Origin of the sequence: Pseudomonas sp. TWR1-1-4, from assembly GCF_049897165.1 — a bacterium.
Taxonomy (GTDB): domain Bacteria; phylum Pseudomonadota; class Gammaproteobacteria; order Pseudomonadales; family Pseudomonadaceae; genus Aquipseudomonas; species Aquipseudomonas canadensis.
In genome coordinates this window covers 1-19,888 of the sequence record NZ_JAFCVS010000006.1, presented here as the reverse complement: position 1 = coordinate 19,888, position 19,888 = coordinate 1, and the positions used below count along the sequence as shown (strand labels likewise).

Sequence of the window (19,888 nt, the reverse complement as noted above, 5' to 3'; positions counted from 1 at the left end):
CCGCTCCCACATTTGGTTTGTATGTATTCAGATAGACTCTCTCAGGCGCAACAGCTACCGGACGCCAATTCCTTGAGGATCGGGCAATCCGGCCGATGATCGCCTTGGCAGTGCTCTACCAGGTCCTGCAAGGTATCGCGCAGCTGTCCCAGCTCAAGAATCTTCTGGTTCAGCTCATCGATATGCTGGCGTGCCAACGCCTTTACATCGGCGCTGGCCCGTTGCCGGTCCTGCCACAGGGTCAGCAGCTTGCCGACCTCTTCCAATGAAAACCCCAGATCCCTCGAGCGTTTGATAAACGCCAGGGTGTGCAAGTCATCCTGGCCGTACACGCGATAGCCACTGTCGGTGCGATGCGCGGCTTTGAGCAGGCCGATGGATTCGTAGTAGCGAATCATCTTGGCACTCAACCCGCTCTGGCGTGCGGCTTGGCCGATGTTCATGGGCGCTGATCCTCCAGGTTCTTGGGCTTCCACGTCTTCAACAGTAACGCATTACTCACCACGCTGACGCTGGAAAAGGCCATCGCCGCGCCGGCCAGTACCGGGTTGAGCAGGCCAAAGGCGGCCAGCGGAATGCCGATCAAGTTATACACAAAGGCCCAAAACAGGTTCTGGCGGATCTTGGCGTAGGTCTTTCGGCTGATCTCCAGTGCCGCAGGTACCAGGCGCGGGTCGCCGCGCATCAGGGTGATACCGGCGGCGTGCATGGCCACGTCGGTGCCGCCACCCATGGCGATGCCGATATCGGCGGCGGCCAGGGCCGGGGCGTCGTTGATGCCGTCGCCGACCATTGCGACAACCCCGGTTTTTTTCAGCTCGGCGACGGTGGCGGCTTTGTCGGCAGGCAGTACTTGCGCGTACACATCGTCGATGCCCAATGCCTCGGCCACCACGCGGGCACTGCCGCGATTATCACCCGTGAGCAAGTGGCTGCTGATGTGCTGGGCCTTGAGTTGCTCCACTGCTTCCAGCGCACCGGGTTTGAGCGTGTCGCCAAAGGCGAACAGTCCAAGCACTCGGGGTTGTGCGCCTTGTTCGATCAGCCAGGACAAGGTGCGGCCTTCTGCCTCCCAAGCCTTGGCGGAGTCGGCCAGATGGCCCGCGTTCAAGCCGCTTTCTTCCAGCAGGCGATGATTGCCCAGAGCCAGTTGCAGGCCGTCCAGCGTGCCGGCGATGCCACGCCCGGTCAGGGATTGGCTGGCGGTCACGTCCGCCACTGTCAGACCTTGTTCCTTGCAGGCGTCCAGCACGGCCTTTGCCAGCGGGTGCTCACTGCCACGTTGCAACGCTCCGGCTTGTTGCAGCAGCAAGGTTTCGTTGCCATCCACGGCTGCCAAGTGCGCAATCTTCGGCGCGCCGGAGGTGAGGGTGCCGGTCTTGTCGAAGACCACCGCGCTCACTTCATGAGCGCGTTCCAGGGCTTCGGCATCCTTGATCAGAATACCGTGGCGCGCGGCAACACCCGTGCCGGCCATGATCGCAGTTGGCGTGGCCAGGCCCAGCGCGCAAGGGCAGGCGATCACCAAGACCGCGACGGCATTGATGATTGCCGTTTCCAAGGGCGCGCCATACAGCCACCAACCCACCACGGTCACCAACGCCAGCACCAGCACGGCCGGGACGAAGACCTGGCTGACTTTATCCACCAGTTTCTGGATCGGAGCCTTGGCGGCCTGGGCGTCTTCCACCAGGCGGATGATCCGCGCCAGTACGCTTTCGGCACCGAGGGCCAGGGTGCGCACCAGCAGCCGGCCTTCGCCGTTGATGGCGCCGCCGGTAACCTTATCGCCGGGTTGTTTTGGCACGGGCAGGCTTTCGCCACTGATCAGGGCTTCGTCCGCATGGCTCTGCCCCTCGACCACCTCACCGTCCACCGGGAAGCGTTCGCCGGGTTTTACCAGCACCAGATCATTGAGTTTCAGGGCATTGATGGCGACATCTTCTTCACGGCCCTCAATCACCCGAATCGCCCGCTCCGGACGCAAGGCTTCCAGGGCGCGGATAGCGCTGGCGGTCTGGCGCTTGGCGCGGCTCTCCAAATATTTACCGAGCAGCACCAGGGCGATCACCACCGCCGAGGCTTCGAAGTACAGGTGCGGTGCCATGCCGGGATGCGCGGTGAGCCATTCATAAATACTCAAGCCATAACCGGCGCTAGTGCCGATCGCCACCAGCAGGTCCATATTGCCAGCACCGGCACGCACGGCTTTCCAGGCGGCGACATAAAAGCGTGCGCCAAAGATGAACTGCACGGGGGTGGCCAGGGCGAATTGTGCCCATGCCGGCAGCATCCAGTGCAGGCCGAAGGGTTCCACCAGCATCGGCAGCACCAATGGCAATGCCAGCAGGATCGCCAGCATCAGCGACCAACGTTCGCGGTGCAGGCGCTGGGCTTGGTCCGCGTCGGTGGCGGTTTCGCTCTGGGGCAACGTGGCGGTATAGCCGGCTTTGTCGACGGCTGCGATCAACACGCCGGGGTCCATCTGGCCGAGCACTTCGACATGGGCGCGTTCATTGGCCAGGTTGACGCTGACGCTTTGCACCCCCGGCACCTTGCCCAGCGCCCGCTCGACCCGGCCGGCACAGCTGGCGCAGGTCATGCCGCTGATCGGCAGGTCAAAGGTGGTGGATCCATTCATGGGGCAGTCCTCCAAGAGAAGTTGCCCCTAGGATCAACCTTGACCTGTGGGGAAGGTCAAGCGCCTTTAATATTCCAATTTGGCAGCTTTCAGGTACATCCCATCCGGGCCCTGGGCAATGCGCAATTTGCGCACGTCACCGGCCTTGAGCGTGATGTTCTGCGCTGGCGGCGCCAACATCCCCGGCAGGCAGCCAGGGGATTGGCCTGGCAGCAGCTTCAGGCGCAACGAAAGATTGCCCGCCGGCAAGTTGAACGATGTGGCCTGTTCCTGGAACAGCCTACCCGCGAGTTGGTCATTCAGGTACAGGCCGATTTCGCAGTTGGTCGGCACTTCCAGGCGTTCCCGGGAAATGATCAGCACCGCATAGTCTTCTGCGGCGAAGGCTTGGGGCGCAGCGGCCGACAAGCTCATCAGGCCAGCAAGGGCAAAAAACGACCAGCGCATAGCGAATGCTCCGTGGTGTGAATCAAAGATGGGTGAAGCTTGGCCTTTGAAGCGGCCAAATACTAGCCCGGCAGAAATTTCCGGAACTTGACCTTGCCATCGTGGCAAGGTCGAGACTGGGTCCAACCTCATCAAAGGAGTCATGTCATGCAAGTATTCAGCGTTGAAGGAATGACCTGCGGCCATTGCGTTCGAGCGGTGACCCAGGCAGTGCAGAGCCAGGATCCGGCGGCCAGTGTGAAGGTCGACTTGGCCGCGAAGGAAGTGGGCGTCGAAAGCCGCTTGTCTGCCGAACAGGTGATCGAGGCGATCACCGAAGAGGGCTACAGCGCCAAGCTTGCCTGATACAGGTAAATAGTTAGCGAGCTATCGTGTTCAATGCACCCAAGCGCGGCTAGACTATCGGGCTGCCGTCTCACTTGGGTGCCCGATGAACCTCCGCATAATCCTGATTCTGGGTGCCTTGAGCGCCTTCGCGCCCTTGGCGATCGATTTTTACCTGCCGGGCTTCCCGGCCATGGCCAAGGCCTTCGCGACCGACGAAAAACACATCCAACTGACCCTGGCGGTGTATTTCGGTGGCCTGGCCATCGGCCAATTGATCTATGGCCCACTGGCTGACCGCTTTGGCCGACGCGGCCCGCTGCTCAGTGGGGTCACGCTGTTTACCCTGGCTTCATTTGCCTGCGCCTTTGCGCCCTCCCTGGAATGGCTGATCGGCGCGCGTTTTGTGCAGGCCCTTGGGGGCTGCGCTGGCATGGTGATCTCCCGCGCAGTGGTCAGTGACAAATGCGACGCGGTCGGCTCAGCCAAAGTGTTTTCCCAGTTGATGCTGGTCACAGGCCTGGCGCCGATCCTTGCACCGCTGGCCGGTGGACTGATGGTGGGAATATGGGGCTGGCAGTCGATTTTCCTCGCCCTGTCGATCTTCAGCGTGATGGCGGCCATCGCCGTGGCCGTCGGGCTGCCGGAAACCTTCCCGGCCCATCAGCCGCGCCAGCCGTTGTCCGGGTCGCTGCGTCGCTATGCTGCGCTGCTGTCGGACCGGGTCTACCTCGGCTATGCCCTCACCGGTGGTATCTCGATTGCCGGGATGTTTGCCTACATCGCCGGTTCACCTTTCGTCTTCATCCAGCTCTACGGCGTGCCTGCCGAGCATTACGGCTGGCTGTTCGGCTCCAACGCTGCGGGCTTTATCCTGGTGGCGCAGGTCAACGCGCGGTTGCTGTCCAAGCGTGGCCCGGCGTTCCTGTTGTCGCGCAGTGTGTGGGTCTACCTGCTGGCCGCGTTGAGCTTGCTGGGTATCGCGGCGCTGCGCACCGATGCGTTGTGGCCGTTACTGGTGCCGCTGTTTATTTGCATCGCCAGCCTGGGCTGCATTTTGCCGAATACTTCGGCCTGTGCCATGAGCGGGCAGGGTGCACGGGCCGGTAGCGCTTCGGCGTTGCTCGGTTGCATTCAGTTTGGCGTGGCGGCGGGGGCGGCGTCGTTGGTCGGAGTTTTGCACGACGGCACGGCGATGCCGATGGCGATGGTCATCAGCTTGTGCGGTGTGTTGGCGGTGACGATCGCAATGTCGACCCAGCGCCTGCAACGCAAACGGGCCTTGCAGGCGCAGGTCTGAACAGCGGATCAGCCAGCGGCGGAGCGTTGCTGGCTGCTTGGAAAACGGTGGGGCGCCTGGATACGGGCTTGCAGGGTGTCGGCAAAGGCACGGGCCTCTGCCTCGGTGCGGAAGGTGAAGGCGTCCTGGTCGAGACGGACTTGCCATTTATTGCCTGCGGATTTTGCTAACGCTTTTATCAGGATTTTCATTGCTGACTTCCTCACGTAAAAGAATCGTGGCAAAGGCGGCCAATATAAACCCGAATACGCTCAGAGATATGACAAAGGTCAACTGTCTGACTAGCGGTGTCGTCCATTACTTACATGAATAATGGACGACCCTGACAGCTATTTGTTCAGAAGCCTTCCAGCACGATCTTGCCCTTGGCCTTGCCGCTTTCCAGCAGTGCATGGGCACGGCGCAGGTTCGCCGCATTGATCACACCGAAGTGCTCACCCACCGTGGTTTTCAAGGTGCCGGCGTCGATCAGTTCGGCTACGCGATTGAGCAGATTGTGCTGTTCGATCATGTCCGGGGTCTCGAACATCGAACGCGTGTACATGAACTCCCAATGCAGCGACAGGCTCTTGCGCTTGAGTTTGCTGACGTCCAGCGCCTTGGGGTCGTCAATCAGCGCCAGCTTGCCTTGAGGTTGTAAGGCCTCCACCAACTGGTCCAAGTGATGATCGGTCTGGGTCAGGCTGGCGACGTGGGTCACTTGCGGATGGCCAGCGGCTTTCAGCGCTTCGCTCAGCGGTTGGCTGTGGTCGATCACCAGGTCAGCGCCGAGGGCCTTGGTCCACTCCTGGGTTTGCGGACGCGAAGCAGTGCCGATCACTTTCAAGGCGGTGAGCTGGCTGGCCAGTTGGGTCAGGATCGACCCTACGCCACCGGCAGCGCCGACGATCAGCAGGCTCTGGCCTAGGTCTTGTGTCCCTTCCTGCACTTGCAGGCGTTCGAACAGCAATTCCCAGGCGGTGATGGCGGTCAGCGGCAACGCGGCGGCTTCGGCAAAACCCAGGCTTTTCGGCATATGCCCGACGATGCGCTCATCCACGGTGTGCAATTCGCTGTTGCCGCCTGGACGCACCAGGGAGCCGGCGTAGAACACCTTGTCGCCGGCCTTGAACAGCGTCACGTCGCTGCCGACGGCCTTGACCACACCGGCCACATCCCAGCCCAGTACCTTGGCGGTGCCATTTTCCGGGGCGACGTTCTGGCGAACCTTGGTGTCCACCGGGTTGACCGAGATGGCTTTGACGTCCACCAGCAAGTCACGCGGGCCGGCGACAGGCGCAGGCAGTTCGATGTCTTGCAGGGCGTTTGGATCGTTGATCGGCAGTGAGGCGTAGTAAGCAATGGCTTTCATGATGGCTCCAGAAAAGGCGGGATCAGGCGAGAAATTTCAGGCGCTTGAGCTCGAAGTGTTCGAGCACATCAGCGGCCTTGGCGCGAAAGCTCTGGATATGTGCGCTCTGGTCGTGGTCGGCCAGCGCCGCGTCGTCGCTCCAGCGTTCGAGCATGTAGAAGGTTTCGGGGTGTTGCAGATCCTGGTGCAGGTCGTACTGCTCGCAACCGGCCTCCAGGCGAGTGGGTTCCAACAGGCCGCGCAGCAAGGTTTCCAGGGTGGCCTGTTGGCCGGGTTTGGCGATCAGCGTGGCGATGACGTTAAAGGCGGTGGTCATATTCAACTCCAGACACGTGATTAACGGATGCAGAGATGATTGGCTATTTCCTGCGCAGATAAAACCCGCTAAAACAGCAGTCTGTTTCAACAAAACTTTGATAATGAGTGCAAGTGCATGCTGCGTTTTGATGATTTGCAGTTGTTTGTGCGTGCGGCAGACCTTGGCAGCTTGTCCGCTGCGGCACGGGTGATGGACCTGTCGCCTGCGGTAGCGAGTGCGGCACTCAAGCGGATCGAACAGCAACTGGGTACACGCTTGCTGGCGCGTTCCACTCGCAGCCTGCGCCTGACGGCCGAAGGCGAGGGCTTCCTGGAATATGCCCGTGCGGCCTTAAGCTCGCTGGATGAAGGGCGACGCTTGTTGGCCAGCGGGCAGGACCATGTCAGCGGTGTGCTGCAATTGTCGGCTCCGTCGGATTTCGGGCGCAATCAGCTATTGCCGTGGTTGGATGAGTTCCAGCGTGACTACCCGCAACTCACCGTGCGGCTGTTGCTGGGTGATCGGATTGCCGATCTGTTCCGCCAGCCGGTGGATATCGCCTTGCGCTATGGTGAGCCTGAAGACTCCAGCCTGATCGCGCTGCCCATCGCCCCAGACAATGTGCGTGTGCTGTGTGCCTCTCCCAGCTATCTCGCACGTTATGGCGAGCCTCGGCACCTGGAGCAACTGGCCCAGCATAATTGCCTGTTGTACATGCTTGGCAGCCGGGTCCACGATCATTGGACCTTTTACGATGGCAAGCGCGAAATCAGCCTGACCGTCACCGGCGACCGCTTCAGTGACGATGCCGATGTGGTCCGCCGCTGGGCGGTGGCGGGTGTGGGCATTGCCTACAAGTCCTGGCTGGATGTGAGTACCGACGTGCTGGCCGGGCGCTTGCGGCTTATCCTGCCGGAGCTGCGGGGTGAGCGCACGCCGCTCAATCTGTTGTGTGCCCATCGTGCGCAACTGAGCAAGCCCATCAATCTGCTGCGGGAAATGCTCGTGTCCCGCTGTACGACATTGACCGCCCAATTGCCAGTGCGATCCAGTGCGACGTAACGGACTCCATCAAAGTAGGAAAATTCACTCAGCTCCTGTCCCTCTCTACGCTGTCAGACGCGATGGAACCGGCGGTTTGCGCCCCTATACTTTGGTGCCTACCTCAGCAGAAAAATAAATCGACAGGGAGTGAAAAGATGGAAGCTGCACCTTGCATCAGTCAGATCGCCAGCTTGCTCGCCGAACCCAAACGTGCCGCCATGCTGTGGGCCTTGATGGATGGCTCGGCCAAGTCGCCCGTCGAGTTGGCAGCACTTGCCGGGTTGACACCGACCTCTGCCAACGCGCATCTGGCGCGACTGACGGCAAGTGGCGTGCTGCGAGTCGAAGCCCAGCGTGGCAAGCGCTTGTTCCGTGTCGCGGCGCCTGATGTCAGCGCCGCTATTGATGCCTTGGCCAGGACCACCATGGCGTGCGCCGCACGCCGTGGGCCGCAGGCTTTAACGCCGGCCTTGGTTGCCCCGGCGTTGTTACGCCATGCGCGGTTGTGCCATGGCCACCTCGGCGGGGAATTGGGGGCGCAGCTGTATCAGCATCTTTTGGACGCGTGTTGGATAGAGTGCCATGAGCAGCGCGCCGATATCACCGTCAAGGGCGCGCAGCGCCTGGCAAACCTGGGGATTTTTACCCAAGCCCTGGCGTCGCCGCTGGTGTGTAATTGTTTCGATTGGAGCCAGCCCCAACCTCACCTGGGCGGTGCGTTGGGAGCGGGTTTGTTGCAACTGTTTCTACAGTCGAATTGGATCAGCGTGATCAATGACTCCCAGGCTTTACGGGTCAACGCCGCAGGACACAGGGAAATCACCCGATTGGCCATGTCTGTATGACATGGCCAATCCTTTTCTACTCAGTTACGGCTTTACGAGGCGCGCATCCAGGCTGTTCTGCGCCAGGCGTTTGGCCTGGTCCTGGGTCATGCCTAGCGAGGTGTACAGCGCGTGGAAGTTCTCGGTGACATAACCGCCGAAGTACGCCGGGTCATCCGAGTTCACCGTCACCTTTACGCCACGCTCAAGCATGTCGAGGATGTTGTGCTGGGCCATGTCATCGAACACGCACAGCTTGGTGTTGGACAACGGGCACACGGTCAGCGGGATCTGCTCGTCGATGATGCGCTGCATCAGGCGCTCGTCTTCGATAGCGCGCACGCCATGGTCGATGCGCTGGATTTTCAGCAGGTCGATGGCTTCCCAGATGTACTCGGGCGGGCCTTCTTCGCCGGCGTGGGCCACGGTGAGGAAACCTTCGTGGCGGGCACGGTCGAACACGCGCTGGAACTTGCTCGGTGGGTGACCCATTTCCGAGCTGTCCAGGCCCACGGCCACGAACGCATCGCGGAATGGCAGAGCTTGGTCCAGGGTTTTCTCGGCTTCAGCTTCGCTCAGGTGGCGCAGGAAGCTGAGGATCAAGCCGCTGGTGATGCCCAGTTGCTGCTCGCCATCTTTCAATGCGGCAGCGATGCCGTTGAGCACTACTTCGAACGGGATGCCACGGTCGGTGTGGGTCTGCGGATCGAAGAAGGGTTCGGTGTGAATCACGTTCTGCGCTTTGCAACGCAGCAGGTAGGCCCAGGTCAGGTCGTAGAAGTCCTGGGAGGTGCGCAGCACATCGGCGCCCTTGTAATACAGGTCGAGAAACTCTTGCAGGTTGTTGAAGGCATAAGCCTTGCGCAGGGTTTCGACGTCGTTCCACGGCAGCGCAATCTTGTTGCGCTCGGCAAGGGCAAACAGCAACTCAGGCTCCAGCGAGCCTTCCAGGTGCAGGTGCAGTTCAGCCTTGGGCAGGGCGTTGAGCCAATCGTACATTTTCTAAATTCTCATCAGGTGCAATGGCGGCATTCTACAGGCCATGGCCGAAATAATCGGCAAAACCTGACCAGCAGGATCGTTTTCGTTGCATTCGCGCAAGGGCCGCGTGAACTAAGGTGTAACGAAACGTTAGCGGCGTGACGCAGTCTGTACCCCATCAATGACTGATTTGCCGCACTAAAAGGCCCGGAATGCTCACATCTCTCAAGCAAGAAAAATTCATGCTGCTGGCGCTGATTGCTGCCATCGCCGCCTACCCGTTGGAGCACTGGATGCTGCACAGCGGGCAGATCACGGCGTTGTTGGCCGGCGTGGTGCTGATCGGTTTTATCGTGGTGGCGTCGATGCGCGTGGCCCATCATGCCGAGCAACTGGCGGAAAAGGTCGGTGACCCCTACGGCACCATGATCCTCACCCTCGCCGCCGTGCTAGTGGAAGTGGTGATCCTGGCGATCATGATGAGCAACGAGCCGTCGCCCACCCTGGTACGGGACACCATTTATTCGGCGGTGATGCTCGATATCAACGGCATCCTCGGCCTGGCAGCGCTGATGGGCGGCATCAAGCATGGCGAACAGTCCTACAACGATGATTCGGCCCGCACCTACAGCGTGATGATCCTCACCGCCATGGGTGTGTCGATGGTGGTGCCGGAATTCATCCCCGAAGCCGACTGGAAAATCTATTCGGCCTTCACCATTGGCGCGATGGTGGTGTTGTACACCCTGTTCCTGCGCATGCAGGTTGGGCCGCACAGTTACTTCTTCAGCTACAGCTACCCGGAAAAACGCCGCAAGAAGTTGCCGGAAGACGAGCAGGCGCCGCCGGTCAACCTGGCGTTCTCCATTGGTACCCTGGTGTTTGGGGTGATTGTGATCGGTGCGCTGGCCGAGGTGATGTCCAAGACCCTGGACCTTGGCCTGGAAGGCACGGGGGCGCCGCCGGTGATTACGGCGATTGTGGTCGCGGCCATTTCGGCAGCGCCGGAGATTCTGACGGCATTGCGCGCCGCGTTGGCCAACCGCATGCAGTCGGTGGTCAACATTGCGTTGGGTGCTTCGCTGTCGACGGTGATCCTGACGGTGCCGGTGATGGAGGCAATGGCGCTCTACACCGGCCAGCCGTTCCAGATGGCGATGACGCCGGTACAAACGGTGATGGTGTTTATCACGTTGATCGTCAGTGCGATCAACCTCAACGATGGCGAAACCAACGCCATCGAAGGGATGACCCATTTCGTGCTGTTTGCGACCTTTATCATGCTGTCGCTGTTGGGGTTGTAATCAGCCAGCGATCAACTGCCGCGCGGCCTGGGTGTGATCGGCGATCAGGCCTTTCAGGTCCAGGCCTTCGACCTGGCCGTCGATCACGCGCCATTTGCCTGCAATCATCACCCGGTCCGCACGGTCGGCGCCGCACAACAGCAGCGCCGAAATCGGATCATGGCTACCGGAGAAGCGCAGCTCGTCGAGCTTGAACAGCGCCAGGTCGGCCTGTTTTCCGACGGCCAATTCACCGATATCCGTACGGCCCAGCAACTGCGCCGATCCTTTGGTTGCCCAGCCCAGCACGCCTTCCGGGGTGATCTTTTCCGCGCCGTAACGCAGGCGCTGGATGTACAAAGCCTGGCGCGCTTCAAGGATCATATTCGACGCGTCGTTGGACGCGGAACCGTCCACACCCAGGCCGATAGGCGCGCCGGCCGCGAGAAGGTCCAGGGTCGGGCAGATGCCGGACGCCAGGCGCATGTTCGAGCTTGGGCAATGGCAGATGCCGGTGCCTGCAGCGCCCAGGCGCGCAATTTCATCCGGGTTGAAGTGAATGCCATGAGCCAGCCAGGTACGTGGGCCGAGCCAGCCGACGCTGTCGAGGTAGTCCACGGTGCGCAGGCCGAAGCGCTGCAGGCAGAAATCTTCTTCGTCGAGGGTTTCGGCCAGGTGGGTGTGCAGGCGTACATCCAGGCGGTTGGCCAGTTCGGCGCTGGCTTCCATGATTTCCGGGGTGACGGAAAACGGTGAGCAGGGCGCCAGGGCGATCTGGATTTGCGCGCCGTCACCCCGCTGGTGGTATTCGCGGATCAGACGCTGACTGTCTTCAAGGATGACTTGGCCCTGCTGCACCGTCTGTTGCGGTGGCAGGCCGCCGTCGGCTTCACCCAAACTCATGGAACCACGGGTGAGCATGGCGCGCATGCCCAGCTCGCGGACGCTTTCCACTTGTACGTCGATGGCGTTTTCCAGGCCGTCGGGGAACAAGTAGTGGTGGTCCGCCGCTGTGGTGCAGCCCGAGAGCAGCAATTCGGCCAATGCGACTTTGCTGGCGAGAGCGAGCTTTTCCGGGGTGAGTCGTGCCCAGACCGGGTACAGGGTTTTCAACCAGGGAAACAATGGCTGATTGACCACCGGCGCCCAGGCGCGAGTCAGGGTTTGATAAAAGTGGTGGTGGGTGTTGATCAGCCCCGGCAAGACCACATGCTCACGCGCCTCGAACACTTGGGCGCAGGGCAGCGCGGGCTCTTGGCCTTGGGCCAGCACTTCGCTGATCACACCGTCTTGCAGCACCAGGCCGCCACGGGCGTCGAGGCCGTTGGCCGTGAAAATCGCGAGGGGGTTTTTTAACCAGATACGGGTCGCAGGCATTGGCCGGCTCCTCTGAATGATGGGTTCAGGTTTGCCAGCTCAGTGTTGCCCTGTCTGCTGATCCAGGGTCGCCGGTAAAGGCGAGGGGGCAGTCTACGCGCGGATCGTTACCGACGGCAATCGGTCGATAACGATCCTCAGGGTTTTACCAGGCGATGGTGTCGCCTTTGTAATCGATGAAATGATGGCCGCCTTTGCCTGTGTAGGCGTTCACCTGGTCCACCAGGCCGCGCACGCTGGTGTCGACATCGATGTGTGCGTTTTCACCGCCCATGTCGGTCTTCACCCAGCCTGGGTGCAACGACAGCACGGTCAACTTATGGTCGCCCAGCTGGGTAATAAAGCTGTTGGTCATGGAGTTGAGTGCCGCCTTGCTGGCTTTGTACAGCGCCAGGTCGGAGCCGTCGGGGATGGTCACGCTGCCCAGTACCGAACTCATGAAGGCCAATACGCCGCTGTCTTTACGGATTTGCCCGACAAAACGCTGGGCCAGGTTGATCGGCGCTACGGCGTTGGTGAAGAACAGTTGGCCGACTTCTGCCAAGGTGGCGTGGCCCGGCTCTTGATTGGCGGGGCCCTTGACTCCGGCGTTGACGAACAGCAGGTCGAAGGTCCGTTCCTTCAGGCGTTGGCTCAGGGCGATCACGGCTTGCTGGTCGTCCATGTCGAGTTTTTCGATTTTTACTGGGCCGGCGGCCTTCAGGGCATCGGCCTTGCTCGGATCGCGCACGGTGGCGGTCACGTCCCAACCGTCCTGCAACAGTTGCTTGACCAAGCCAAGGCCCAGTCCGCGCGAGGCGCCGATGATCAATGCGGTTTTTGGCGTAGACATGAAAAGCTTCCTTTTAGAGTCGCGGTTCAGGGTGTTCAGCGTTGTAGCAGGATACGCCCACGGCTGAGGTCGGCGAGTTGAATTTGCAGGGTATCGATATGTGCTTCGCCCAAGGCGAGCTGCAACTCGACGCCGTTGGCGGTGAAGGTTTCTTCGACCACCAGCCCGCCCAGTTCAGCGACGCGCAGTTTAACCAGGTTCAGCTCGGCGAAAGCGCAGGCGCAACTCAAGGGCACGCGGCTGATCAGCTCGATGCGTTCGGCATTTTGCAGGCATTTATTGGCGCCTCCGCCGTAGGCGCGGGCCAGGCCGCCGGTGCCCAATTGGATGCCGCCGTACCAGCGAATTACCAGCACCGCGACCTGATCAAACCCTTGTGCCTCGATGGCCGCCAGAATCGGCCGTCCAGCGGTGCCACCGGGTTCGCCGTCGTCATTGCTGCGGTATTGGTCAGCGAGCTTCCAGGCCCAGCAGTTGTGCGTGGCGTTCAAGTCGCTGTGCTGCTCGAAAAACGCCTGGGCATCTTGTGGGCTGGTGATGGGGCCGGCGAGGGTAATGAATCGGCTTTTGCGTATTTCTTCACGAAACTCGCAAAGGCCGGTGAGCGTGAAAGGCATAAGTCGCTTCGTTTAATAGGCGGGCTTGACGCCACAGCCTTTGAGAATGATGTGGATCAGGTTGGTGCCGGCGTCTTCCATATCCTGCTTGGTCAGCTTGGTGCGACCGGTGACGCGGCAGATCTGGGTGGCGAAGTCGGCGTAGTGCTGGGTGCTGCCCCACAGCAGGAAGATCAAGTGCACGGGGTCGATCGGGTCCATCTTGCCGGCGTCTATCCAGGCTTGGAACACTGCCGCGCGGCCACTGAACCAGGCGCGGTAGTCCTGGCTGAAATATTCGGTAAGGCATTCGCCGCCGCTGATGATTTCCATCGCGAAAATTCGCGAGGCCTGGGGTTGGCGGCGCGAAAACTCCATCTTGGTACGGATGTAGCGGGTGAGGGCGACGGCCGGGTCATCTTCGGCGGTCAGCGTGTTGAAGGTGCTGTCCCACAGTTCGAGGATGTTGCTGAGCACCGCAATGTACAGGCCCAGCTTATTGGTGAAGTAGTAATGCAAGTTGGCCTTGGGCAACCCGGCACTGGCAGCGATGGTGTTCATGCTGGTGCCTTTGTAGCCATGGCGCGCGAACTCATCTTCAGCAGCCTGGAGAATCGCTTGTTCGTTCTTTTGCCGAATGCGGCTGGCGGGCTTACCGGCGTGGTTGCTGTGGGCAGGAACTTCGAGGCTCATGGAGGTTTCCGTGCTGATCGATAGAGACGACGTGTGCACAGATAACCCACCCTCAAGCCTCAGACAAGTCCTGATGCAATAAAACCGTCAAAGCGGTTCCAGGGTGTCGCTTTCCGGAGTGTGGTTTGCGGCAGTCGCAGTTGCTTTGGCTTCGGGTAATAACAGGCACAACACAATCGCGGTCAACCCGCCGCTGGTGATGGCGGAGTCGAACAGGTTCTGTACCAGCGTCGGCATCAGGTGCAGCAGGTTCGGTTGCGCTGCGATGCCCAGGCCGACGCCAAACGAGGTGGCGATGATCAGCATGCTACGCCGGTCCAACGGTGCCTGGGCAAGGATGCGCACGCCGGCGGCGGCCACACTGCCGAACATCACCAGGGTGGCGCCGCCCAATACGGGTTTGGGGATTTGTTGCAGTATCGCGCCAATCAATGGAAACAAGCCGAGGCAAAACAGCACCACGCCGATGTATAGGCCGACGTAACGGCTGGCCACGCCGGTAAGTTGGATCACGCCGTTGTTCTGCGCAAAGGTGGTGTTAGGGAAGGCGCTGAATGTCGCAGCGATCATGCAGCTCACGCCATCGCCGAGTACGCCACCTTTAAGCCGGCTTATATAAGAAGGGCCGCTGATGGGCTGGCGGGCGATCATGCAGTTGGCGGTGAGGTCGCCGACGGTTTCGATGCTGCTGATCAGATAAATCAGCGCAATCGGCAGGAAAGCGCTCCAGTCGAAGTTGAAACCGAAGCGAAACGGAATGGGCAGGCTGACCAGAGGCAGGTCGGGCAGGGCTTGAGGCACGAGTTTGCCGCTGAACCAGGCGGCGAGACTGCCGAGGGCCAAGCCGATGATAATGGCCGAGAGGCGTACCCAAGGTGTGTTGGAGCGGTTGAGCAGAATGATCGTCAAAACGACGAACACGCCCAGCGCAAGGTTGGTGGGCGCGCCGAAGTCGGGGGCGTTGAAGCCGCCGCCGAGATCAGTGATACCGACCTTGATCAAGCTGATGCCGATCAGGGTGATGACAATCCCGGTCACCAAGGGCGTGATGACTCGACGCAACTGGCCGATAAAGCGGCTCAGCACGATCTGCACTACAGCGCCGAAAAAGCACACCCCAAAGATCATCGCCATGATGTCTTCCGGGCTGCCACCACGTTGTTTCACCAGGAATCCGGCCGATAGCACTGCACCGAGAAACGCAAAGCTGGTGCCTTGCAGGCAGATCATCCCGGCGCCGATTCCAAATGGCCTACGCGCCTGAATGAAGGTGCCTACGCCGGAGACCATCAGCGCCATGCTGATCAGGTAGGGCAAATGGGCAGTGAGGCCCAGGGTGGAGCCGATGATCAGCGGCGGGGTGATGATGCCGACAAATGCAGCGAGCACATGTTGCAGTGCGGCGAGAAAAGCCGGGGCAGGTTTTGGGCGGTCGTTGAGGCCGTAGATCAGGTCGCTGCTGTTGGACGTTTCTGGTGGCATGGCGGGCAAACTCAAGGTCTATGTCCTTGGGTTATTGCAAAAAGCTGTCCAACTGCTCAGCTTTTAGCTGCTAGGCCGAGTTAGCGGGTTGCCGCGAGACTTTCCAGGAAGCTTTCCAGCACCAAATGGGGGCGTCGGCCCTTGCGCGTGACCGATGCGAGGCTTAAATCGTAAAAACGTGTAGTCGGTTTCAGCGCACGCAGTCGTCCTTGTTGTACCCACAGGCTGGCGTAATGGTCGGGCAGGTAGCCGATATAGCGGCCGGTGAGAATCAGGAAGGCCATGCCTTCGCGGTCCGAAGCGCTCGCGGTGCAGTTGAGGGCCTGGTAATGGGCCTGAATCTCGGCGGGCAGGCGGAAGGTTGGGGCGATCGCGTCTTGGGCATCGATGCGTGCGTCGCCCAACTGCTTGTTGTCGGCGTAGAACAGTGGGTGCCCAACGGCGCAGTAGAGCAGTGAACGCTCACTGTACAGCGGCTGGTATTCCAATCCCGATAGGGCGCTGGCCTGGGGCACCACGCCCACATGCAGGCGGCCGTCGAGTACGCCTTGCTCGACTTCGTTGGGGGCGATCATGCGGATCTGGATTTGCACGTCCGGTCCGCGCTCTTTGAGCTGTGCGAGCGCATGGGTGATGCGCATGTGGGGCAGGGTGACGAGGTTGTCAGTGAGGCCGATGATCAACTCGCCGCGCAAGTGCTGGTGCAAGCCGTTGACCTCGGTGCGGAAGCTTTCCAGGGCACTTAATAGTTGCAGGGCGGATTGGTAGACCTCGCGGCCCTCTTCGGTCAGCGAGAAGCCGGCGCGGCCGCGTTGGCACAGTCTTAATCCGAGCCGTTGTTCGAGATCGCTCATTTGCTGGCTAATCGCCGAGCGCCCGATGCCCAGCACGGTTTCCGCCGCTGAGAAGCCGCCGCATTCGACCACACTGCGAAAGATGCGCAGCAGGCGGATATCGAAGTCGCTGACTTGAGCCAGGGGATCGGGTCGACGGCTGCTCATAGTTTAGTGAAGGCCTGACTGAAGGTTAGAAGAGTTGAATTTCACCGACTTTATCGCCATGGCAATTTAGCTGCAACAACGCTTTTCAATCCCGACGCTGCCTTTTGCCCCGCGAGGTTTTGCTGATGAACATGCCCGAAAACGCCCCATCGTCCCTGGCCAGCCAATTGAAGCTGGACGCGCACTGGATGCCGTACACCGCCAACCGTAACTTCCAGCGTGACCCGCGCCTGATCGTGGCGGCCGAGGGTAGCTGGTTGACCGATGACAAGGGGCGCAAGGTGTACGACTCGTTGTCGGGGCTGTGGACCTGTGGCGCCGGGCATACCCGTAAGGAAATCCAGGAAGCGGTGGCCAAGCAATTGGGCACTCTGGACTATTCGCCAGGCTTCCAATACGGTCATCCGTTGTCCTTCCAACTGGCGGAAAAGATCACTGACCTGACCCCTGGCAACCTGAATCATGTGTTTTTCACCGACTCCGGCTCCGAGTGTGCCGATACCGCGGTGAAGATGGTGCGGGCCTACTGGCGTCTGAAAGGCCAGGCGACCAAGACCAAAATGATCGGTCGCGCCCGTGGTTATCACGGCGTGAACATCGCCGGCACCAGCCTGGGCGGCGTTAACGGCAACCGTAAGATGTTTGGTCAGGCGATGATGGATGTTGACCATCTGCCGCACACCTTGCTGGCGAGCAACGCCTTCTCCCGTGGCATGCCGGAGCAGGGCGGTATCGCGCTGGCGGATGAGCTGCTCAAGCTGATCGAGTTGCATGACGCATCGAACATCGCCGCTGTCTTTGTCGAGCCAATGGCAGGTTCTGCGGGCGTGCTGGTCCCGCCAAAGGGTTACCTCAAGCGTCTGCGTGAGATCTGCGACCAGCACAACATCCTGCTGGTGTTTGACGAAGTGATCACCGGCTTCGGCCGTACCGGTTCGATGTTTGGTGCTGACAGCTTCGGCGTGACCCCAGATCTGATGTGCATCGCCAAACAAGTCACCAACGGCGCGATCCCGATGGGTGCGGTGATTGCCAGCAGCGAGATCTACCAGACTTTCATGAACCAAGCCACGCCCGAGTACGCGGTGGAATTCCCCCACGGCTACACCTACTCGGCGCACCCTGTCGCCTGCGCCGCCGGCTTGGCGGCATTGGACCTGTTGCAGAAGGAAAACCTGGTGCAGAGCGTCGCTGAGGTCGCACCGCACTTTGAGAATGCGCTGCATGGCCTGAAGGGCGGCAAGAACGTGATCGATATCCGCAACTACGGCCTGGCCGGTGCGATCCAGATTGCCCCGCGTGACGGCGATGCGATCGTGCGCCCATTCGAGGCCGGCATGGCTTTGTGGAAAGCCGGTTTCTATGTGCGTTTTGGCGGTGACACCCTGCAGTTCGGGCCAACCTTCAACAGCAAGCCACAGGACCTGGATCGCCTGTTCGATGCGGTCGGCGAAGTGCTGAACAAGATCGACTGATTTCTCCTTCTATATAGAACAACTTTTCAGGAGCCCCGCATGAGCCTTATCCAGCATTTGATCAACGGTGAGTTGGTCAACGACAGCGGTCGCAGTGCCGACGTGTACAACCCGTCCACCGGCCAGGTGATCCACCAAGTGCCGTTGGCCAGCCGTGAAACCATTCAACAGGCAATCGACTCGGCCAAGGCGGCGTTCCCGGCCTGGCGTAATACTCCAGCGGCCAAGCGTGCCCAGGTGATGTTTCGTTTCAAGCAATTGCTGGAGCAGAACGAAGCGCGTATCTCGCAGTTGATCAGCGAAGAGCATGGCAAGACCTTGGAAGATGCCGCGGGTGAACTGAAGCGGGGGATCGAAAACGTCGAGTACGCGTGCTCTGCGCCGGAAATTCTGAAGGGCGAGTACAGCCGTAACGTAGGACCGAATATTGATGCTTGGTCGGATTTTCAACCACTGGGCGTAGTCGCTGGCATTACGCCGTTCAACTTCCCGGCGATGGTGCCGTTGTGGATGTATCCGCTGGCGATTGTCTGCGGTAACTGTTTCATCCTGAAACCATCGGAGCGTGATCCGAGCTCCACACTGTTGATCGCGCAGCTTTTGCAGGAAGCCGGTCTGCCTAAAGGTGTGCTGAGTGTGGTGCACGGCGACAAGGGCGCAGTGGATGCGCTGATTGAAGCGCCGGAAGTGAAAGCGTTGAGCTTCGTGGGTTCGACGCCGATTGCCGAGTACATCTATTCGGAAGCGACCAAGCGTGGCAAACGCGTGCAGGCACTGGGTGGTGCTAAGAACCATGCGGTGCTGATGCCGGATGCGGATTTGGATAACGCCGTCAGCGCGTTGATGGGCGCTGCTTATGGTTCTTGCGGTGAGCGCTGCATGGCGATCTCGGTAGCCGTGTGCGTGGGCGACCAGGTAGCGGATGCGTTGATTGCCAAACTGGTGCCGCAGGTCAAGGCGCTGAAAATCGGTGCGGGCACTTCCTGCGGCCTGGATATGGGGCCGCTGGTGACAGGGCAAGCCCGAGACAAGGTCAGTGGCTATATAGAAGACGGCGTGTCGGCGGGTGCCCAACTGGTGGTTGATGGTCGTGGCTTGAGTGTTGCCGGACATGAAGAGGGTTTCTTCCTCGGTGGCAGCCTGTTTGATCGTGTGACGCCAGAGATGCGTATCTATAAGGAAGAGATCTTTGGGCCCGTGCTGTGCGTCGTGCGGGTGAATAGCCTGGAAGCGGCGATGCAGCTGATCAACGATCACGAATATGGCAACGGCACCTGTATCTTTACCCGAGATGGTGAAGCGGCGCGTTTGTTCTGTGACGAGATTGAAGTGGGCATGGTCGGCGTGAACGTTCCTCTGCCCGTGCCGGTGGCATATCACAGCTTTGGTGGTTGGAAGCGTTCGCTGTTTGGTGACCTGCATGCATATGGGCCGGATGGGGTGCGTTTCTATACCCGTCGCAAAGCGATCACCCAGCGCTGGCCGCAGCGGGCCAGCCATGAAGCTTCGCAGTTTGCGTTCCCTAGCTTGTCTTAAGGCAAGCTGAAAGCCGGCCCCGAGGGGCCGGCTTTCGCGTTTTTGGGGCTTTTCTGACTTATATGACAGAAATATGAAGAAAGGCATTGACGGCAGATTCTGGATGTCTATAATTCGCCCCACTTCCGGCGCAGTCGAAACGGAAAACTCCTTGGTAAACAATGAGTTATGTGGTTTTCGGCAGCGGGTTGCTTCAGTTCATCGAAGCCAAAAGGAAGTTGAAAAAGAGGTGTTGACAGCAGCGTGTAACGCTGTAGAATTCGCCTCCCGCTGACGAGAGATCTGAAGCGCAAGTGGTTGAAGTTGTTGAAGAAATCTTCGAAAGCTTCTGAAAATAATCACTTGACAGCAAATGAGGCTGCTGTAGAATGCGCGCCTCGGTTGAGACGAAAGATCTTAACCA

At 60.1% G+C, this 19,888-nt stretch carries 20 protein-coding genes; 7 read left to right on the top strand and 13 right to left on the bottom strand.

Annotation, left to right across the window (positions count from 1 at the left end):
* Nucleotides 1-41: 41 nt before the first annotated feature.
* From cueR to ACP7C6_RS19410, 3 genes are all read right to left on the bottom strand, one after another.
* Entirely contained in the window at nt 42-443 is a 402-nt protein-coding gene (gene cueR, locus ACP7C6_RS19420) for a Cu(I)-responsive transcriptional regulator (RefSeq protein ID WP_028615607.1), read from the bottom strand.
* The gene (locus ACP7C6_RS19415; protein WP_426109124.1) at nt 440-2,641 is read right to left on the bottom strand and encodes a heavy metal translocating P-type ATPase; all 2,202 of its coding nucleotides are present in this window, start codon (nt 2,639-2,641) and stop codon (nt 440-442) included. The genes cueR and ACP7C6_RS19415 overlap by 4 nt, the downstream gene beginning before the upstream one ends.
* A gap of 66 nt (nt 2,642-2,707) precedes the next feature.
* Nucleotides 2,708-3,088 (bottom strand): hypothetical protein, encoded by a 381-nt coding sequence (locus tag ACP7C6_RS19410; RefSeq protein ID WP_016977036.1) that lies wholly within the window; start codon nt 3,086-3,088, stop codon nt 2,708-2,710.
* A 147-nt stretch (nt 3,089-3,235) separates the two neighbouring features.
* Between ACP7C6_RS19410 and ACP7C6_RS19405 the strand changes: the two genes are divergently transcribed.
* Nucleotides 3,236-3,433: a heavy-metal-associated domain-containing protein gene (locus ACP7C6_RS19405; protein WP_016977037.1), complete on the top strand. Its 198-nt coding sequence runs from the start codon at nt 3,236-3,238 to the stop codon at nt 3,431-3,433.
* An 85-nt stretch (nt 3,434-3,518) separates the two neighbouring features.
* Nucleotides 3,519-4,712, top strand: coding sequence for a multidrug effflux MFS transporter (locus tag ACP7C6_RS19400; protein ID WP_028615610.1), 1,194 nt, complete (start codon nt 3,519-3,521; stop codon nt 4,710-4,712).
* Between the two features lie 8 nt (nt 4,713-4,720).
* On the opposite strand, the gene ACP7C6_RS19395 is transcribed toward ACP7C6_RS19400, so the two are convergent.
* From ACP7C6_RS19395 to ACP7C6_RS19385, 3 genes are all read right to left on the bottom strand, one after another.
* Nucleotides 4,721-4,903: a hypothetical protein gene (locus ACP7C6_RS19395; protein WP_016977039.1), complete on the bottom strand. Its 183-nt coding sequence runs from the start codon at nt 4,901-4,903 to the stop codon at nt 4,721-4,723.
* A 146-nt stretch (nt 4,904-5,049) separates the two neighbouring features.
* Nucleotides 5,050-6,063, bottom strand: a complete 1,014-nt coding sequence (locus tag ACP7C6_RS19390; RefSeq protein WP_305383482.1) for a zinc-binding alcohol dehydrogenase family protein — start codon at nt 6,061-6,063, stop codon at nt 5,050-5,052.
* A gap of 22 nt (nt 6,064-6,085) precedes the next feature.
* On the bottom strand, nt 6,086-6,379 hold the full coding sequence (locus tag ACP7C6_RS19385; RefSeq protein ID WP_028615612.1) for a putative quinol monooxygenase: 294 nt from the start codon (nt 6,377-6,379) through the stop codon (nt 6,086-6,088).
* A gap of 117 nt (nt 6,380-6,496) precedes the next feature.
* Between ACP7C6_RS19385 and ACP7C6_RS19380 the strand changes: the two genes are divergently transcribed.
* Nucleotides 6,497-7,423, top strand: coding sequence for a LysR family transcriptional regulator (locus ACP7C6_RS19380; RefSeq protein ID WP_028615613.1), 927 nt, complete (start codon nt 6,497-6,499; stop codon nt 7,421-7,423).
* Between the two features lie 137 nt (nt 7,424-7,560).
* Nucleotides 7,561-8,250 (top strand): ArsR/SmtB family transcription factor, encoded by a 690-nt coding sequence (locus ACP7C6_RS19375; protein WP_122685908.1) that lies wholly within the window; start codon nt 7,561-7,563, stop codon nt 8,248-8,250.
* 24 nt (nt 8,251-8,274) lie between these two features.
* Here ACP7C6_RS19375 and ACP7C6_RS19370 read toward each other — a convergent pair whose 3' ends face one another.
* Nucleotides 8,275-9,228: an adenosine deaminase gene (locus ACP7C6_RS19370; protein ID WP_027607950.1), complete on the bottom strand. Its 954-nt coding sequence runs from the start codon at nt 9,226-9,228 to the stop codon at nt 8,275-8,277.
* Between the two features lie 194 nt (nt 9,229-9,422).
* On the opposite strand from ACP7C6_RS19370, the gene ACP7C6_RS19365 reads away from it, so the two are divergent.
* Entirely contained in the window at nt 9,423-10,514 is a 1,092-nt protein-coding gene (locus ACP7C6_RS19365; protein WP_016977045.1) for a calcium:proton antiporter, read from the top strand.
* Here the strand turns inward: ACP7C6_RS19365 and ACP7C6_RS19360 are convergent, their stop codons facing one another.
* The 6 genes from ACP7C6_RS19360 to ACP7C6_RS19335 all read right to left on the bottom strand — a co-directional run bounded on the left by ACP7C6_RS19360 (nt 10,515) and on the right by ACP7C6_RS19335 (nt 16,474).
* Nucleotides 10,515-11,870, bottom strand: a complete 1,356-nt coding sequence (locus ACP7C6_RS19360) for an 8-oxoguanine deaminase (protein WP_028615616.1) — start codon at nt 11,868-11,870, stop codon at nt 10,515-10,517.
* A gap of 145 nt (nt 11,871-12,015) precedes the next feature.
* On the bottom strand, nt 12,016-12,702 hold the full coding sequence (locus tag ACP7C6_RS19355) for an SDR family oxidoreductase (RefSeq protein WP_426109123.1): 687 nt from the start codon (nt 12,700-12,702) through the stop codon (nt 12,016-12,018).
* A gap of 35 nt (nt 12,703-12,737) precedes the next feature.
* A complete protein-coding gene (locus ACP7C6_RS19350) occupies nt 12,738-13,319 on the bottom strand; it encodes an IMPACT family protein (protein WP_028615618.1) in 582 nt (193 codons plus the stop codon).
* Between the two features lie 12 nt (nt 13,320-13,331).
* On the bottom strand, nt 13,332-13,991 hold the full coding sequence (locus ACP7C6_RS19345) for a TetR/AcrR family transcriptional regulator (protein WP_028615619.1): 660 nt from the start codon (nt 13,989-13,991) through the stop codon (nt 13,332-13,334).
* 87 nt (nt 13,992-14,078) lie between these two features.
* On the bottom strand, nt 14,079-15,473 hold the full coding sequence (locus tag ACP7C6_RS19340) for a uracil-xanthine permease family protein (RefSeq protein ID WP_028615620.1): 1,395 nt from the start codon (nt 15,471-15,473) through the stop codon (nt 14,079-14,081).
* Between the two features lie 80 nt (nt 15,474-15,553).
* Nucleotides 15,554-16,474, bottom strand: a complete 921-nt coding sequence (locus ACP7C6_RS19335; RefSeq protein ID WP_028615621.1) for a LysR family transcriptional regulator — start codon at nt 16,472-16,474, stop codon at nt 15,554-15,556.
* Between the two features lie 125 nt (nt 16,475-16,599).
* On the opposite strand from ACP7C6_RS19335, the gene ACP7C6_RS19330 reads away from it, so the two are divergent.
* On the top strand, nt 16,600-17,949 hold the full coding sequence (locus ACP7C6_RS19330; RefSeq protein WP_068933799.1) for an aspartate aminotransferase family protein: 1,350 nt from the start codon (nt 16,600-16,602) through the stop codon (nt 17,947-17,949).
* Between the two features lie 39 nt (nt 17,950-17,988).
* Nucleotides 17,989-19,485: a CoA-acylating methylmalonate-semialdehyde dehydrogenase gene (locus ACP7C6_RS19325; RefSeq protein WP_028615623.1), complete on the top strand. Its 1,497-nt coding sequence runs from the start codon at nt 17,989-17,991 to the stop codon at nt 19,483-19,485.
* Nucleotides 19,486-19,888: the final 403 nt, after the last annotated feature.

Excerpts from the sequence above, each read along its gene's own strand:
- ACP7C6_RS19340 (WP_028615620.1), bottom strand. The coding sequence starts at position 15,473 with ATGCCACCAGAAACGTCCAACAGCAGCGACCTGATCTACGGCCTCAAC.
- ACP7C6_RS19360 (WP_028615616.1), bottom strand. The coding sequence starts at position 11,870 with ATGCCTGCGACCCGTATCTGGTTAAAAAACCCCCTCGCGATTTTCACG.
- ACP7C6_RS19345 (WP_028615619.1), bottom strand. The coding sequence starts at position 13,991 with ATGAGCCTCGAAGTTCCTGCCCACAGCAACCACGCCGGTAAGCCCGCC.
- ACP7C6_RS19330 (WP_068933799.1), top strand. The coding sequence starts at position 16,600 with ATGAACATGCCCGAAAACGCCCCATCGTCCCTGGCCAGCCAATTGAAG.
- ACP7C6_RS19390 (WP_305383482.1), bottom strand. The coding sequence starts at position 6,063 with ATGAAAGCCATTGCTTACTACGCCTCACTGCCGATCAACGATCCAAAC.
- ACP7C6_RS19400 (WP_028615610.1), top strand. The coding sequence starts at position 3,519 with ATGAACCTCCGCATAATCCTGATTCTGGGTGCCTTGAGCGCCTTCGCG.
- ACP7C6_RS19325 (WP_028615623.1), top strand. The coding sequence starts at position 17,989 with ATGAGCCTTATCCAGCATTTGATCAACGGTGAGTTGGTCAACGACAGC.
- cueR (WP_028615607.1), bottom strand. The coding sequence starts at position 443 with ATGAACATCGGCCAAGCCGCACGCCAGAGCGGGTTGAGTGCCAAGATG.
- ACP7C6_RS19410 (WP_016977036.1), bottom strand. The coding sequence starts at position 3,088 with ATGCGCTGGTCGTTTTTTGCCCTTGCTGGCCTGATGAGCTTGTCGGCC.
- ACP7C6_RS19350 (WP_028615618.1), bottom strand. The coding sequence starts at position 13,319 with ATGCCTTTCACGCTCACCGGCCTTTGCGAGTTTCGTGAAGAAATACGC.
- ACP7C6_RS19355 (WP_426109123.1), bottom strand. The coding sequence starts at position 12,702 with ATGTCTACGCCAAAAACCGCATTGATCATCGGCGCCTCGCGCGGACTG.
- ACP7C6_RS19415 (WP_426109124.1), bottom strand. The coding sequence starts at position 2,641 with ATGAATGGATCCACCACCTTTGACCTGCCGATCAGCGGCATGACCTGC.
- ACP7C6_RS19365 (WP_016977045.1), top strand. The coding sequence starts at position 9,423 with ATGCTCACATCTCTCAAGCAAGAAAAATTCATGCTGCTGGCGCTGATT.
- ACP7C6_RS19335 (WP_028615621.1), bottom strand. The coding sequence starts at position 16,474 with ATGAGCAGCCGTCGACCCGATCCCCTGGCTCAAGTCAGCGACTTCGAT.
- ACP7C6_RS19380 (WP_028615613.1), top strand. The coding sequence starts at position 6,497 with ATGCTGCGTTTTGATGATTTGCAGTTGTTTGTGCGTGCGGCAGACCTT.
- ACP7C6_RS19395 (WP_016977039.1), bottom strand. The coding sequence starts at position 4,903 with ATGAAAATCCTGATAAAAGCGTTAGCAAAATCCGCAGGCAATAAATGG.
- ACP7C6_RS19385 (WP_028615612.1), bottom strand. The coding sequence starts at position 6,379 with ATGACCACCGCCTTTAACGTCATCGCCACGCTGATCGCCAAACCCGGC.
- ACP7C6_RS19370 (WP_027607950.1), bottom strand. The coding sequence starts at position 9,228 with ATGTACGATTGGCTCAACGCCCTGCCCAAGGCTGAACTGCACCTGCAC.
- ACP7C6_RS19375 (WP_122685908.1), top strand. The coding sequence starts at position 7,561 with ATGGAAGCTGCACCTTGCATCAGTCAGATCGCCAGCTTGCTCGCCGAA.
- ACP7C6_RS19405 (WP_016977037.1), top strand. The coding sequence starts at position 3,236 with ATGCAAGTATTCAGCGTTGAAGGAATGACCTGCGGCCATTGCGTTCGA.